Origin of the sequence: Leifsonia sp. 2TAF2, from assembly GCF_052115085.1 — a bacterium.
Taxonomy (GTDB): Bacteria; Actinomycetota; Actinomycetes; order Actinomycetales; family Microbacteriaceae; genus Leifsonia.
The window spans coordinates 1,925,509-1,940,572 of sequence record NZ_JBFRFY010000001.1; the positions used below are offsets into that span (position 1 = coordinate 1,925,509).

At 69.1% G+C, this 15,064-nt stretch carries 14 protein-coding genes; 5 read left to right on the forward strand and 9 right to left on the reverse strand.

Going from position 1 to position 15,064, the window contains the following annotated elements; all coding sequences use genetic code 11:
• Positions 1-108: 108 nt before the first annotated feature.
• From ndk to AB4Z18_RS09290, 5 genes are all read right to left on the reverse strand, one after another.
• Positions 109-531 carry a nucleoside-diphosphate kinase gene (gene ndk / locus AB4Z18_RS09270; RefSeq protein WP_285117015.1) on the reverse strand — a complete coding sequence of 141 codons (423 nt, stop codon included), beginning with the start codon at positions 529-531 and terminating at the stop codon, positions 109-111.
• Positions 528-938: a DUF4233 domain-containing protein gene (locus tag AB4Z18_RS09275; protein WP_441782393.1), complete on the reverse strand. Its 411-nt coding sequence runs from the start codon at positions 936-938 to the stop codon at positions 528-530. Before AB4Z18_RS09275 ends, ndk begins: the two co-directional genes overlap by 4 nt.
• Positions 935-2,302, reverse strand: coding sequence for a bifunctional folylpolyglutamate synthase/dihydrofolate synthase (locus AB4Z18_RS09280; protein ID WP_441782394.1), 1,368 nt, complete (start codon positions 2,300-2,302; stop codon positions 935-937). Before AB4Z18_RS09280 ends, AB4Z18_RS09275 begins: the two co-directional genes overlap by 4 nt.
• Entirely contained in the window at positions 2,299-5,685 is a 3,387-nt protein-coding gene (gene ileS, locus AB4Z18_RS09285; protein WP_441782395.1) for an isoleucine--tRNA ligase, read from the reverse strand. Before ileS ends, AB4Z18_RS09280 begins: the two co-directional genes overlap by 4 nt.
• A 265-nt stretch (positions 5,686-5,950) precedes the next feature.
• Entirely contained in the window at positions 5,951-6,568 is a 618-nt protein-coding gene (locus AB4Z18_RS09290; protein WP_441782396.1) for a TetR/AcrR family transcriptional regulator, read from the reverse strand.
• A gap of 64 nt (positions 6,569-6,632) precedes the next feature.
• Here AB4Z18_RS09290 and AB4Z18_RS09295 point away from each other — a divergent pair, with 64 nt between their 5' ends.
• From AB4Z18_RS09295 to AB4Z18_RS09315, 5 genes are all read left to right on the forward strand, one after another.
• The gene (locus tag AB4Z18_RS09295; RefSeq protein ID WP_441782397.1) at positions 6,633-7,955 is read left to right on the forward strand and encodes an MFS transporter; all 1,323 of its coding nucleotides are present in this window, start codon (positions 6,633-6,635) and stop codon (positions 7,953-7,955) included.
• Between the two features lie 125 nt (positions 7,956-8,080).
• Positions 8,081-10,687 carry a valine--tRNA ligase gene (valS, locus tag AB4Z18_RS09300; RefSeq protein WP_441782398.1) on the forward strand — a complete coding sequence of 869 codons (2,607 nt, stop codon included), beginning with the start codon at positions 8,081-8,083 and terminating at the stop codon, positions 10,685-10,687.
• Positions 10,684-11,130 carry a GNAT family N-acetyltransferase gene (locus AB4Z18_RS09305; RefSeq protein WP_441782399.1) on the forward strand — a complete coding sequence of 149 codons (447 nt, stop codon included), beginning with the start codon at positions 10,684-10,686 and terminating at the stop codon, positions 11,128-11,130. Before valS ends, AB4Z18_RS09305 begins: the two co-directional genes overlap by 4 nt.
• Positions 11,131-11,200: 70 nt before the next feature.
• The gene (locus AB4Z18_RS09310) at positions 11,201-11,674 is read left to right on the forward strand and encodes a GNAT family N-acetyltransferase (RefSeq protein ID WP_441782400.1); all 474 of its coding nucleotides are present in this window, start codon (positions 11,201-11,203) and stop codon (positions 11,672-11,674) included.
• Entirely contained in the window at positions 11,674-11,946 is a 273-nt protein-coding gene (locus tag AB4Z18_RS09315; protein WP_441782401.1) for a hypothetical protein, read from the forward strand. Before AB4Z18_RS09310 ends, AB4Z18_RS09315 begins: the two co-directional genes overlap by 1 nt.
• A gap of 24 nt (positions 11,947-11,970) precedes the next feature.
• Here the strand turns inward: AB4Z18_RS09315 and AB4Z18_RS09320 are convergent, their stop codons facing one another.
• The 4 genes from AB4Z18_RS09320 to AB4Z18_RS09335 all read right to left on the reverse strand — a co-directional run bounded on the left by AB4Z18_RS09320 (position 11,971) and on the right by AB4Z18_RS09335 (position 15,006).
• Entirely contained in the window at positions 11,971-12,171 is a 201-nt protein-coding gene (locus tag AB4Z18_RS09320; protein WP_441782402.1) for a hypothetical protein, read from the reverse strand.
• Entirely contained in the window at positions 12,168-13,424 is a 1,257-nt protein-coding gene (locus AB4Z18_RS09325) for an MFS transporter (protein ID WP_441782403.1), read from the reverse strand. Before AB4Z18_RS09325 ends, AB4Z18_RS09320 begins: the two co-directional genes overlap by 4 nt.
• Positions 13,424-14,074, reverse strand: a complete 651-nt coding sequence (locus AB4Z18_RS09330; protein WP_441782404.1) for an ArsR/SmtB family transcription factor — start codon at positions 14,072-14,074, stop codon at positions 13,424-13,426. The genes AB4Z18_RS09325 and AB4Z18_RS09330 overlap by 1 nt, the downstream gene beginning before the upstream one ends.
• A 125-nt stretch (positions 14,075-14,199) precedes the next feature.
• On the reverse strand, positions 14,200-15,006 hold the full coding sequence (locus tag AB4Z18_RS09335) for a class I SAM-dependent methyltransferase (protein WP_441782405.1): 807 nt from the start codon (positions 15,004-15,006) through the stop codon (positions 14,200-14,202).
• Between the last annotated feature and the right edge of the window lie 58 nt (positions 15,007-15,064).

Sequence of the window (15,064 nt, forward strand, 5' to 3'; positions counted from 1 at the left end):
CTCACCACGCGACCCGGGGGCACGTGGATTCGTGCCAAATGTCGACTTTCAGCGCGCTGAAAGCGACATTCGGCACGAATCACGTGAGGCCGGTCCTGAAAACAGGACTCAGTCGAACCAGAGGGCCAGCTCGCGGGCGGCCGACTCGGGCGAGTCGGAGCCGTGCACGAGGTTCTGCTGCACCTTGAGGCCCCAGTCGCGGGCGAGGTCACCGCGGATCGTCCCCGGCAGCGCAGTCGTCGGGTCGGTGGCGCCGGCGAGCGAGCGGAAGCCCTCGATGACGCGGTTGCCCGCCAGGCGGATGGCCACAATGGGGCCGGATTCCATGAACTCGACGAGCGGCTCGTAGAAGGGCTTGCCCTCGTGTTCGGCGTAGTGCTGGGCGAGCAGCTCGCGGTCGGCCTGCAGCATCCGGAGGTCGACGAGCGAGTAGCCCTTCGCCTCGATGCGTCGCAGGATCTCGCCCGTGAGGTTGCGGGCGACCCCGTCCGGCTTGATGAGTACGAGGGTCTCTTCGACGGCACTGGTCATGGGTTCTCCGTTCCGTTGTCGGCCGCGCGAGCGACGGCCTGATTGTTGCGGTCGATGCGTGCGGCGGCGATCATGCAGTACGCCCACATGGCGGTGAAGATCGCGCCGACGATGAAGAAGGCGGGGACGAGGAGTCCGGCGGCGACGAGCACGAGCTGCACGATCCATCCGAGGACCACGCCGACGGTGTTCCGCAGCAGGGCGATGGCCAGGATCATCAGCACGATGAGGCCCGCTCCCCCGCCGAGTGCCACGGCGGCGGGCAGGGCGTGCAGCCCGAACAGCACCAGCGCGCCGAGGAAGACGACGAGCAGCTCGAAACCGAGGACGATGGAGCCGAGCAGTTCGCGCAGCGACCGCTGCCGGCGCGGCCGGGAGGCGCGCTCCGGAACCGAAGCGTCTGTCACGTGACCGCCTTCTTCCACTCCTGCTCCTCGGCGTAGGCCATCGCCTGACCGACGAGGACGATGCTGCCGGCGACCACGACGGCCCGGCGGGCCTCCTCACCGGCCCAGTCACGGGCGGACTCGAAGGCGTCGATGGCGTCGGAGTAGACGATCGTCGCCTCGTCGCCGACCTCCTCGCGCACCAGCTCGCCGAAGTCCTCGGCGTCGCGGCCGCGCTCCGAGTCGGGGCGCGTGACGAAGAACTGCGTGGCCACCGGCGCGAGCGCGCGGATGACGCCGCGCGCGTCCTTGTCGTTCAGGATGCCGACGACGAAGGTGATCTCGTCGAAGTCGAAGTACCGGCGGAGGGCCTCGGCGAGCGTCTCGGCGCCCGCGGGATTGTGCGCGGCGTCGACGAGGATGCTCGGCTCGATCCCGATGAGCTGGAGCCGGCCGGGCGAGGTGGCGGTGGCGAACCCCTCCTCGACCAGGTCGGCCTTGAGCGGCTGCGTCCCGCGCCCGAGGAACGTCTCGACCGCAGCCACCGCGACGGCGGCGTTCTGCGCCTGGTGGTCGCCGTACAGCGGCAGGAAGACGTCCTCGTAGGTCGCGGCGCGGCCGCGCACGGTGACGAGCTGGCCGCCGACGGCGACCCGGGTGGCCGCCACATCGAAGTCGCGCGGCTGCTCAGCGAAGGTCGACTCGGTGAGCACTGCGGCATCCCGGAGCACCCGGTCGGCCTCCGGAGTCTGCGCGGACGACACGACGTCGGCGGACGGCTTCACGATGCCGGACTTGGTGCGCGCGATCTCCTCGACCGTGTCGCCGAGCGCCTTGGTGTGGTCGAGGGCGATCGGCGTGAAGACGGCGACCTGACCGTCGCCGACGTTCGTCGAATCCCACTCGCCGCCCATGCCGACCTCGATCACGGCGACATCGACCGGCGCATCGGCGAACGAGGCGTACGCGAGAGCGGTGAGCGCTTCGAAGAAGGTCAGCGGCGCCTTGCCCGACTCGGCGAGCTCCGCATCCACGATCTCGAGGTACGGGCTGATGTCCTCCCAGTTGCGCACCAGCGACTCGTCGTCGATCGGCTGGCCGTCGATGACGATGCGCTCGTTGAACCGCACCAGGTGCGGGCTGGTCAGAAGGCCGGTGCGCAGCCCGTAGGCGCGCAGCAGGCTCTCGGCGATGCGGCTGGTGGACGTCTTCCCGTTCGTGCCGGTCACATGGATGATCGGGTACGCCCGCTGCGGATCGCCCAGCAGCTCCACGGCACGCCTGGTCGCGTCGAGCCGACGCTCGGGCGCGCCCTCGCCGACGCGTGCAAGCAGCGCCTGGTAGACGCCCTCCGCCCGGTCGCGGTACTCCTCGTCGTCGGTCACGATCCCTCCTCGACCCTGGTCACGCCGACGGTGAACGCCCCGGCGTTGGCGAACTGACCGGCGCCGAACTCCTGCTCGAACGCCGAGTCCTCCTCGGAGGACTCGCTCCCCGCCGACGATGCTCCCGCGGCGGACAGGCGCACGGCTAGAGCCAATGTTTCGGTGGCGATGTCGACGTCGGCCGCGAGGCCGATCGCGCGCGCGTCGTCTTCGTGCTCGAACGAGAGGGCCAGCCGGATGCGGTCGCTCACATCCAGCCCTGCCGCCTTGCGGGTGTCCTGCACGGCGCGGATGATGTCGCGCGCCAGACCCTCGGCCTCGAGCTCCGGCGTCGTGGCCGTGTCGAGCAGCACGAAGCCGCCGCCGGCGAGGAGGGCCAGCGCCGACGAGCCGTCGCCGCTGGACGCGGTCTCGAGCACGAGGTCGTATTCACCCTCGGCCAGCTCGACGCCGCCGACGGTCACGAGGCCGTCCGTCTCCGACCAGTCTCCGGCGCGCGCGGCCTGAATGACCTGCTGCACCTGCTTGCCGAGACGCGGGCCCGCGGCGCGGGCGTTGACGGTCAGCTTGCTGGTGATGCCGTAGCTGGATGCGCTGTCGTCTTGCAGCTCCACGAGCTCGACGGCCTTCACGTTCAGCTCGTCGCGGAGGATCCCCTCGAACGGCCGCAGCGCCTCGGCGTCGTGGCCGACCACGGTCAGGGACGCGAGCGGCAGCCGCACGCGGCGACCCGCCTGCTTGCGCAGCGACAGCGCGGTCGAGCTGATCGCACGGATGCGGTCCATCGCATCCACTAGGGCGTCGTCCGCCGGGAACTCGGCCGCCTCGGGCCAGTCGGTCAGGTGCACGCTGCGCCCGCCGGTGAGGTCCTTCCAGATCCGCTCGGTAACGAGCGGCAGGAGCGGAGCGGCGACCCGGGTGAGCGTCTCGAGCACTGTGTAGAGGGTGTCGAAGGCTTCGGCACCCGAGCCGTCCTCCTCCACTCCCTGCCAGAACCGGTCGCGCGACCGGCGCACGTACCAGTTGGTGAGCACGTCGGCGAAGTCGCGCAGCTTCGCGGCGGCGAGCGTCGAGTCGAGGCCTTCGAGGTCGGCGGTCACGGCCTCCACCAGGTCGCGGGTCTTGGCGAGCAGGTAGCGGTCGAGCACATCGGTGGACGCGGTGGAGCGCTTCGCCTCGTATCCGGTCGCATTCGCGTACAGCGAGAAGAAGTACCAGGTGTTCCAGAGCGGCAGGAGCACCTGGCGGACGCCCTCGCGGATGCCCTCCTCGGTGACGACCAGGTTGCCGCCGCGGAGCACCGGGCTCGACATCAGGAACCAGCGCATCGCATCCGACCCGTCGCGGTCGAAGACCTCGTTGACGTCCGGATAGTTGCGCAGCGACTTGGACATCTTCTGCCCGTCGCTGCCCAGCACGATGCCGTGACTGATCACGTTCCGGAACGCCGGCCGGTCGAACAGCGCGGTCGCCAGCGTGTGCAGCAGGTAGAACCAACCGCGCGTCTGCCCGATGTACTCGACGATGAAGTCGGCCGGGTTGTGGCTGTCGAACCAGTCGCGGTTCTCGAACGGGTAGTGCACCTGCGCGAACGGCATCGACCCGGAGTCGAACCACACGTCGAGGACGTCCGGGATGCGGCGCATCGTGGAGCGACCAGTGGGGTCGTCGGGGTTCGGACGGGTCAGCTCGTCGATGAAGGGCCGGTGCAGGTCCGGCTCCCCCGCCGCATTCAGCGGCAGGCGCCCGAAGTCGCGCTCCAGCTCTTCGAGCGAGCCGTACACGTCCACTCTCGGGTACGCCGGGTCGTCGCTCTTCCACACCGGGATGGGCGAGCCGAAGTACCGGTTGCGCGAGACCGACCAGTCGCGGGCGCCGGCCAGCCACTTGCCGAACTGGCCGTCCTTCACGTTCTCGGGAACCCAGGTGATCTCCTGGTTGAGCTCGCCCATCCGGTCGCGGAAGTCGGTGACGCGCACGAACCAGCTCGACACCGCCTTGTAGATCAGCGGATTGCGGCAGCGCCAGCAGTGAGGGTACGAGTGCTCGTAGCTCGCCTGGCGGAGCAGCCGCCCCTCCTCCTTCAGCATGCGGGTGAGCGGCTTGTTGGCGTCGAACACCTGCAGGCCGGCGACCTCCGCGACGTCCGGAAGGAAACGGCCGCCGTCGTCCACCGAGATGATGACCGGGATGCCGGCCTTCTCGGTGACGCGCTGGTCGTCCTCGCCGTAGGCGGGAGCCTGGTGGACGATGCCGGTGCCGTCCTCGACCGTGACGTAGTCGTCGACGAGGATGCGCCACGCGTTCTGCGTGCCCCACTTCTCGGTGTCGGCGTAGAAGTCCCACAGCCGGTCGTACTCGACGTCCGCGAGCTCGGAGCCGCGGACCGTCCCGCTGACCGCTGCGAGGGCGTCGGCGGGCGAGTCGTAGCCGAGGTCCTTGGAGTAGTTGCCGACGAGGTCCTTCGCGAGCAGGTAGCGCCCGCTCAGCACCTGGCTGTCCGGGTCGCCGTATGAGTCGGCGGCGCCGTTCGGCCCGGACGGGAGCACGGCGTACTCGATGTCGGGGCCGACCGCCAGCGCGAAGTTGGTGGGCAGCGTCCACGGCGTCGTCGTCCAGGCCAGGGCACGGGTGCCGGTGAGGCCGAGCACCTCCGCCTTCTCGCCGACGAGCGGGAACGTGACGGTGACCGTCTGATCCTGACGCATCTTGTAGACGTCGTCGTCCATCCGCAGTTCGTGGTTCGACAGCGGGGTCTGATCGCGCCAGCAGTACGGGAGCACGCGGTAGCCCTCGTAGGCGAGGCCCTTCTCGTGCAACTGCTTGAACGCCCAGATCACCGACTCCATGTAGGTGGTGTCGAGCGTCTTGTAGTCGTTGTCGAAGTCGACCCAGCGCGCCTGACGGGTGACGTACTCGCGCCACTCGCGCGTGTATCGCAGCACGGAGTCCTTGGCCGCCTGGTTGAAGGCGGCCAGCCCCATCTCTTCGATCTGGCTCTTATCGGTGATGCCGAGCTGCCGTTCCGCCTCGAGCTCTGCGGGGAGACCGTGGGTGTCCCAGCCGAAGCGGCGCTCCACCTTGCGGCCGCGCATGGTCTGGAAACGCGGGAACACATCCTTCGCGTAGCCGGTCAAGAGGTGGCCGTAGTGCGGGAGCCCGTTCGCGAACGGTGGGCCGTCGTAGAAGACCCACTCTTCGGCGCCCGCGCGGTTGTCGATGGAGGCGCGGAAGGTGCCATCCTCGTCCCAGAACTTCAGGACCTCGGTCTCGATCTCCGGGAAGACGGGGCTCGCCGTGATTTCATTGCGCTGCACGTCGGCGCGCGCTGCGGGCTGCGCCTCGGGCTCGTTCGAGTCCGGCGCGGACTTGGGGTACGGCATCTCACTCCTGGCAGGTTCTCGTTCTGCACGAGGACGCCGGACGCTCGCACGCCCGCCGCGGTACCACCCCGCTTGCCCCACCCGCCGCCGGTGCCGGACGGAGCCTCTCATTCTTCGGCTGTGACGGGCCGGTCCCGTTCGGTTCTACTGGGCGCCGCTCGCGCGGGCTTTTCTTCCGAAGACTCGCCGGTGATGGCCGGGTCAGTGTCTGTGCGTCCATTCTATGCGTTCTCGAGCCAAGAAGCGTCGCTCGGGAGCTGTGCCGTCACAGGACTCCGGCGTAGCCCGCGCAGACGGGCTCCACCGCCGCGCGGACGAGCGGGGTGAGCGGCCCGCGGCCGACCCCGGCGCGCGCCCACGCGGTCGCGGCCGACACAGCGGCGCCCACCACCGCCGTCGCCGCCGCACGCGGGAGCAGCGCCTCCGGCGACGCGCCCGCCCGCTCCACGATGAACGCCTGCAGCCGGCGCACCAGCGCCAGGAACCGCGGCAGCGCCGACGCCTGCAACTCCGCATCGGTGCCCATCAGCTCCACCTGCGTGACGGCGAGCGGGAGGCTGCCCGGACCGAACGCGTCGGCGAGGCGTAGGACCGCCGCGAGCACCGCATCCATCGGGGCGAGGTCCGGAGCAACGGATGCCGCTGTCGCGTCGAACGCGTCGAGGGCTTCGTCGACCTCCAGCCACAGCAGGTCGCTCTTGGCCGAGAAGTAGTTGAAGAACGTCGCGCGACTGACGCCCGCCCGCCGCGCGATGTCGTCCACAGTGGTGCCCGCATAGGTCTGCTCGAGGAAGAGTTCGGCGGCCGCCTCGGCCAGCATCCCGCGCGATGAGGAACGGGGACGACCGGAGCCGGACTGCCGCTCGGAATGCGCGAGAGCCATCCTGCGTTCCTCCTCATGCCATTATTGGACCCGGTCCACATATTAACCGTTTCGAAGGACACCCGTGACTACCACCATCAGCCCCGTCCGCAGCGAGACCGACCGCCCGGGCATCACCCCGGGCACTGCGCGCCGCGTCACCATCGCGTCGTTCGTCGGCACGGCGCTCGAGTCGTACGACTTCTACCTCTATGCGTATTTCGCCGCGTTCTTCGTGGGCCCCCTCTTCTTCGCGCCGCTCGGCGCCTTCGGTGGGACGCTCGCCGGGTTCCTCGCCATCGCGGCCGGTTTCGTCATCCGCCCCATCGGCGCAATCGTCTTCGGCAACCTGGGCGACCGGATCGGCCGGCGGCCGACCCTGCTGATCACGATCCTGTTGATGGGCCTCAGCACCGGACTCGTCGGTGTGCTTCCTACCTACGCCGCGGCCGGCTGGTTCGGCGCGATCGCGATCGTGCTCCTGCGCCTGGTGCAGGGCTTCTCCGTCGGCGGCGAGTGGGGCGGCTCGATCCTGCTCGCGACCGAGTACGCCAACCCGAAGCGGCGCGGGTTCTACGCGGCGCTCCCCCAGCTCGGCTCGCCGGTCGGCTCCATCCTGAGCGCCGTCGTCTTCATCGTGCTCACGCTGAGCATGTCGACCGCGGACATCGCGGCCTGGGGATGGCGCATCCCGTTCCTGACCGCGTTCCCGCTGCTGCTCGTGTCGCTGTACCTGCGCTGGTCGATCGATGAGACCCCGGTGTTCCGCAAGCTGCTGGAGACCGGCACGCGCGACCGCTTCCCGGTCCTCGACGTCTTCCGCAAGGCGCCGACCGGCTTCTTCATCGGCGTGGGCGCGGCCATCCTCGGCATCGGTTCCTACTCGCTCATGAACACGTACATGGTCGACTACGGCACCGCCGTCCTCGGCTTCAAGTACCAGGATCTGTTGGTCGCCACGACGATCGGCGGCCTGCTGCAGCTGGTCACCATCCCGCTGTTCGGGCTCTGGGCGACGCGGATCGGGTCGGCGAAGGTCGTCGCGATCGGCGCGATCGGGACGCTGCTGGTCGCCTTCCCGATGTACTTCCTGCTGCAGTCGGCGTCGTTCGCGATCCTGGTCGGCAGCATGATCATCGGCGGCATCCTGCCCACCCTGTCGTGGGCGGGACTCGGCGGACTGATGTCCGATCTGTTCCCGAGCGAGATCCGCTACAGCGGCCTCTCGGTCGCGTACAGCATCGCCGCGCTGCTCACCTCGTTCGTGCCGGCGCTCACGCTGATCTTCGGCCAGGCGACCGGCAACGCGTGGTGGCACCCGGGCATCGTGCTGGTCGTCATGTCGGCGATCACGCTCGTGGCGGCCCTGTTCGCCGCCCGCCGCAAGCCAATCATCGACGAGGTCTGACGCGGGCGCCCGCCGCCGAAGGCGGTCCGACGCGTTCACACCCCACGATTCGGTACTCTTGAAGGGATCCCACACTCAGGCACCTCGACGACACGGTGCCGCATATATCGAATCGGAGGTCCTCCATGGGCGCGCAGAACGTTCCGGACAAGCCCGCACTGGAGGGCCTGGAGTCCAAGTGGGGCGACCACTGGCAGGCTGACGGCACCTACCGGTTCGATCGGGAGGGCGCGCTCGCGGCCGACCGCGACGGGGTCTACTCGATCGACACTCCGCCGCCGACGGCCTCCGGTTCGCTGCACATCGGGCACGTCTTCAGCTACACGCACACGGATGTGATCGCCCGCTTCCACCGCATGCGCGGCCAGAAGGTGTTCTACCCGATGGGCTGGGACGACAACGGCCTGCCGACCGAGCGCCGCGTCCAGAACTACTACGGCGTCCGCTGCGACCCGTCGCTCCCCTACGATGCGGGATTCGTCCCTCCCTTCGAGGGCGGCGACAACAAGAGCACCAAGGCCGCCGACCAGAAGCCGATCTCGCGCCGCAACTTCATCGAGCTGTGCGAGCGGCTGACGGTCGAGGACGAGAAGCAGTTCGAGGCGCTGTGGCGGGCGCTCGGCCTCTCGGTCGACTGGTCGCAGACCTACCGCACCATCGGGCACGAGTCGCTGCGCACCTCGCAGCTGGCGTTCCTGCGCAACATCGAGCGCGGTGAGGCCTACCAGGCGCTGGCGCCGACCCTCTGGGACATCACGTTCCGCACCGCCGTGGCGCAGGCCGAGCTGGAGGACCGCGAGCAGCCGAGCGCCTACCACCGCGTCGCCTTCCACGGCGCGGACGGACCGATCTGGATCGAGACGACCCGACCGGAGCTGCTGCCCGCGTGCGTGGCGCTGGTCGCGCATCCCGACGACGAGCGATACCAGCCGCTCTTCGGCACGACGGTCCGCACGCCGCTGTTCGACGTCGAGGTTCCTGTGGTGGCACACCACCTGGCACAGCCGGACAAGGGATCGGGCATCGCCATGATCTGCACCTTCGGCGACATCACCGACGTCACCTGGTGGCGCGAGCTCGACCTCCCGAACCGCGCGATCATCGGCTTCGACGGCCGCATCCTCCCGGAGCCGCCCGCGGTCATCACCTCGGACACCGGCCGCGAGGCGTACGCCGAGCTCGCCGGAAAGACGGTGTTCTCGGCGAAGCAGGCCGTCGTCGAGCTGCTCCGCGCCTCCGGCGACCTGGAGGGCGAGCCCAAGCCCATCCAGCACCCGGTGAAGTTCTTCGAGAAGGGCGACAAGCCGCTCGAGATCGTCTCCACGCGCCAGTGGTACGTCAAGAACGGTGCCCGCGACGAGGAGCTGCGTCAGCGGCTCATCGAGCTCGGCCGCGAGCTCGACTGGCACCCCGACTTCATGCGCGTGCGCTACGAGAACTGGGTCAACGGCCTCACCGGCGACTGGCTGATCTCGCGGCAGCGCTTCTTCGGCGTCCCCATCCCCATCTGGTACCCGCTCGACGCCGACGGCAACCCCGTCTTCGACCAGCCGATCCTGCCGACCGAGGACCTCCTCCCGGTCGACCCCTCCTCGGACGTCGCTCCGGGCTACGACGAGTCGCAGCGTGGCCAGGCCGGCGGCTTCGTCGGCGAGCACGACGTGATGGACACGTGGATGACGTCCTCCCTGACCCCGCAGCTCGCGGGCGGCTGGATGCGGGACGACGAGCTCTTCGACGCCGTCTTCCCGTTCGACCTCCGCCCGCAGGGGCAGGACATCATCCGCACCTGGCTGTTCTCGACGCTGCTGCGCGCGAAGCTGGAGGCGGACGTTGCGCCGTGGCGGCACGCCGCGCTCTCCGGCTTCATCGTCGACCCGGACCGGAAGAAGATGTCGAAGTCGAAGGGCAACGTGGTGACGCCCGCCGACATCCTGGAGAAGCACGGCTCCGACGCCGTGCGCTACTGGGCGGCCTCGAGCCGGCTCGGAACCGACGCGGCGTTCGATCCGCAGAACCCGACGCAGATCAAGATCGGCCGAAGGCTCGCGATCAAGCTGCTGAACGCGGCCAAGTTCATCCTCGGCTTCGACGCTCCGGCCTCGCTCGACCTCGACCAGGTGACCAGCCCGCTCGACCGCAGCATGCTGTTCGCGCTGGCGGGCGTGGTCGCGGACGCGACGGCGGCGCTCGAGAACTACGACCACGCCCGGGCGCTCGAGATCACCGAGACCTTCTTCTGGACGTTCTGCGACGACTATCTGGAGCTCGTGAAGGAGCGCGCCTACGGCGAGGACAGCGCGGAGAAGACGTCCGCGGTCGTCGCGCTGCGGATCGCCCTCTCGGCGTTCCTGCGCCTGCTGGCCCCCGTGCTGCCGTTCGCGGCGGAGGAGGCCTGGAGCTGGTCCGAGGAGGGTTCGGTGCACGTCGCACCGTGGCCTGAGGCCACCGAGGTGGCCGGTGACTGGAGTGCCGACCGCGACGTGCTCGCGATCGTCGGCCGCGCGCTGACCGGCATCCGCGGCGCCAAGACCGCCGCCAAGGCGTCGCAGCGCACGGCGGTCGACTCGGCCGTCATCTCCGGTCCCGAGGCCGAGATCGCCGCTGTCGAGTCGGCAGCAGGAGACCTCCGCTCGGTCGGCAGAATCGCCGAACTGCGGTTCGCCTCCGCCGACGAGCTGGCGGTGACCGATATCCTGCTCGCCCCGGCCCCGAAAGAGGAGGAACGATGAGCGCGAGCGTGCGAGAAGTCCAGGACAACGAGTTCTTCACCTGGCTCGACCTCTACGCGGGGTACGGGCAGTTCTACGAGCGCCCCGTCACCGATGAGAAAGCGCTGCTGGTGTGGAGCTGGATCTCCGACCCCGACAACGAGCTGGAGGCGTTCTTCGCGGTCGACGAAGAAGGCACCCCGATCGGGCTGGCGCACGTGCGCGAGTTCGTCCGTCCCCTCGACGGCAGCAAGGGTCTCTACCTCGACGACCTGTTCGTCTCGCCTGACTCCCGGGGCGCCGGGGCCGGTTCAGCGCTCCTCGAGGCGCTCCGCGACAGTGCGAAGGAGCGCGGCCTGTCGGTCGTGCGCTGGATCACGGCGAAGGACAACGAGACCGCCCGGCGCCTGTACGACAGGTTCGCTGAGAAGACCAAGTGGGTCACCTACGACCTCGTCCCCTGAACGGGACCGCGATATGGTCGGAACACGCACCGGGATCGCAACCGGGCGTGAAACGCGAACGGAGGAATCCATGTCGATCGAGGTTCGACCGGTCAAGGACGGCGATTTCTTCGCCTGGCTCGATGTGTACGCGAAGTACGCCGAGTTCTACGACACCCAGCTGACCGACCAGAAGGCGCTCGTCCTCTGGTCGTGGCTGACCGCCCCAGAGCACGAGGAGGACGGCCTCGTCGCCGTCGACGGCGACCGCATCGTCGGCCTCGCGCACTTCCGGCAATTCGCCCGGCCGCTCGAAGGCGACCGCGGGCTGTTCCTCGACGACCTGTTCGTCGTGGAGGAGGAGCGCGGCAAGGGAGTCGGCGCCGCGCTCATCCAGAAGGTCCGCTCGCTGGCCGAGGAGCGCGGCCTGGGCGTCGTGCAGTGGATCACCGCGCAGGACAACTCGACCGCGCAGAAGCTGTACGACGATGTCGCGAACCGCACGTCCTGGGTGACGTACGAGATCGATCTGGCCGGCGCCCGCGTCCAGGCGGGGAACGCCTGATGCAGCTCGGGACGCGCTGGTCGGTCGGCGAGCAGGCTCCGGCCTCCCTGCCCGAGGTCGTTGCGTACGCCGTGAAGACCGTCGAAGAGGAGCTCGTCGCCACCGATGTGGAGACCACGGGCTGGAACTGGACGCTCACCTGGCTGGAGTCGAAGCCGGTCGTCACACTCGACGACGGGACCGAGATCCGCTACAACCCGGGCGAGGATTCGGCGACGATCACGCAGCCGGTCGAGGTCGACACGTCGGACTACGACGAGGACGAGGCGTAGGCACAGGCCCGCTAGCGCCCGACGCTAGCGGGGCAGCTGCGGGAGGGTGCGCGCGGCGGCGTCGCGCGCACGCTCCATGCGGTCCACCCGGTCGAGGTGGCGCGGCTCGCGCGCGAGCGGGCGTGCGCCCCAGGCGATGAGCGCGCGGCCGAGGCGGAGCGCGAGACGGTGCGGGAGCGGACGGGCTGTTGAGTCAAGAATTGCGGAGACGACGACGGCGGTCATGACGGTTGTCCTTCCGGGACAGGTTCGGCGGCCGGCTCCTGCACGGATGCCGACAGAATCAGGCGAGACGCGATGAGCGTCAGGACGACCACCACGCCGCCGCCGATGACGAACGGCAGCCGGAGGTCGATGCGGGCGACGAAGCCGCCCAGGACGGTGGCGATGGGAGTGAGCCCCCACCCGATGGTGCGGACGATGCCGAGCGCACGGCCCAGCATGGCGTTCGGGATGATGGCCTGGCGCAGGGCGCCCCACGGGACGTTCCACACGGCCACCCCGAAGGCGCCGATGGCGTAGGCGCCAATCGCGACGACCACGTTCCCGGTGACGCCGACCCCGAGGATGCCGACGCCGCTGACCAGGATCGCCCAGAACATGACGCGGCCCCGCCCGAAGCGAACCACGAATCGGCTCGAGACGAGCGCGCCCACGAGCGCGCCCACCCCGATGGCAGCGGTCACCACGCCGATGAGCGCGGCCGGCACGTCGAACGTCTCCAGGAGCAGCAGGACCACACTCCCCTGCGCGAACGCTAGAGCCGAAGCGGTGGTGGACGTGAGGAGGATCATCAAGCGCAGGAACCGGTGCTGCCACAGGAAGCGGACGACTCCGGAGAGCGGCGGGAGCTCCGGTGCCACGCCTCCCTGCCCACCGGCACGGTGCGCGCGAGCGGCGGCCACCGGGATGGTGAGTGCCAGCATCCCGGCCACGAGGAACCCGGCGCCGGTCAGCCAGATGGGCAGCGCGATCGCGAACGCGAACAGGAAGCCCGCGAGCGGGGTGGCGATGAAGTTCTGGATGGTGATCTCGGCCGACTGCATCCGCCCGGCCGCGCGGTCCAACTGGTCGCGGGCCACCAGGCTCGGGACGACGGTGCTGGTCGCGTTGTCGAACACCGTCTCCCCCAGCCCGAAGGCGAGCACGCAGGCGTAGAGCAGCCAGATGGTCAGGGAATCGGTCGTGATCAGGATGGCGAGCACGGCGGCGACGGCGAAGCGAAGGGAGTTGGCGACGGCCATCGCGATGCGGCGGTCGACGCGGTCGAGCAGCATCCCGGCGGGGATGCCGAACAGCAGCCAGGGCAGGAAGGTGACCGCACTGACGCCGGCGATCAGCGCGGGGTCGCGGGTGAGCGTCGTAGCGATGAGCGGGACGGCCGTGCGGCCGAGGCCGTCGGCGAGGTTGCTGGCGATGGCAGCTGTCCACAGCCGGCCGAAGCCCGCGCCGAGCGGAGTCCGCGCGACGGCGGACATCAGCGGTCCTCCTGCTCGACCAGCGGGAACGCGTTGAACTGGACCTGGACGCGCTTGCTCTCGGCGTCACCGCCGGCGTTCTCGGCCTTCCACTTCTCCTTCAGCCGTTCCTGCAGCGCGTAGTACTCGCGGCCGAACTCGGCCAGCTGCTCGATCGTCAGCTCCTGGTGCGACGTGGAGAGCGTGCTCGCCTCCATCCACTCGAAGCCGAACGTGTCGAGGCCACGGCGGAGGAAGCTGGCGAGCCGGCGTTCGTTGTTCTGCTGCCAGCCGAGCGAGATGAGCTCACTCGCTTCGCGGCCGGCCGGTGTGGCGAGCGTCTCAGGCGAGCCGATGGTCACGCCGCCGGGCGCCATGCGCCACCACCGCTCGCGGCCGGAACCGCGCTCGGTGTCCTCGACGATGATGTCGTGCTTGGCCAGCTGCCGGAGGTGGTAGCTGGTCGCACCGCTCGACTCCCCTAGCCGCTCGGCCAGCATGCTGGCCGTCGCCGGGCCGAAGTCGGAGAGCTCGTTCATGAGCTCGACCCGGAGGGGATGCGCGAGAGCACGCAGTGCGGCCATCCCGAGTGCGTCCTCCCAGGGGTGGCGCCCTCCGGCGACTCCCCCGGCCGGTGCGGTCGGCTCGGCTGCCTGCTCTTCGTTCGTCATATCGCCAGGGTACGGGTGCAAACACTTCTTTGCAAGTGTTTCTTTGCAACTGCTTCTTTGCAGCAGGATCTTTGCAACGACACCGTGGCAAATCACTCAGCCGGATGCGCCGGCTTCCCGGTGTCCTACCGGCGCGCGATGATCTCCCCGTGGGGCATTGCGTACCAGCCCGACGGTGTCCGAGTCCACTCGCGCCAGGCTTCTGCGATGGATGCGAGATCCACGTCGGAAGCGATCCCGGCGTCTTTCGAATGACGACCGAAATCCGACTCCGTCACCCGCACACTCCACGAGTCGCCCCACCACTGGCGCTCCTCGGTCGACGCGAAACACCAGACCGATGCAGAGCTGTGCACCTCGTCGAATCCTGCGTCGAGAGCCCAGCCGCGCAGCAACCGACCCGCGAACGGTTCACCACCGTTCGCGCGTTGGACAGCCTGATTGACCCTCATCCACTCGGCGAGCCCGGGAAGCAGCGGGGCCCACATCGTTCCACCCCAGTCCACGTCCCGGGCGACGACGTGGCCACCCGGCTTCACGACACGCCGGAACTCCTTCAGCACCGCGACCGGATCGGACACATGTTGCAGCAACTGGTGCGCATGGACGAGATCGAAAGACGCGTCCGGGAAGTCGAGACGATACGCGTCGCCCACCTCGAAGCGGACATTCGACACTCCCCGCTCTCGAGCCGAGCGCTCGGCGTGCTCCACAATGGCCGCGTTTCCGTCGACGCCGACGACAGTGGCCGGGGCAACCCTCTGGGCCAGGTCGAACGAGATCGTGCCGGGGCCGCTCCCGACATCAAGAACGCTCATACCCGGGCGGAGCAGATGCGTGAAGTACGCTCCTGAATTATCCAGTGTGCGCCATTCGTGTGATCGCAGCACACTCTCGTGATGACCGTGTGTGTAGCGTTCGTGAACATCCATGCAACCATCGTCGCACGAGCCGGACGGCCCGACGGGTTCGTTACGAATGGACCCGGTG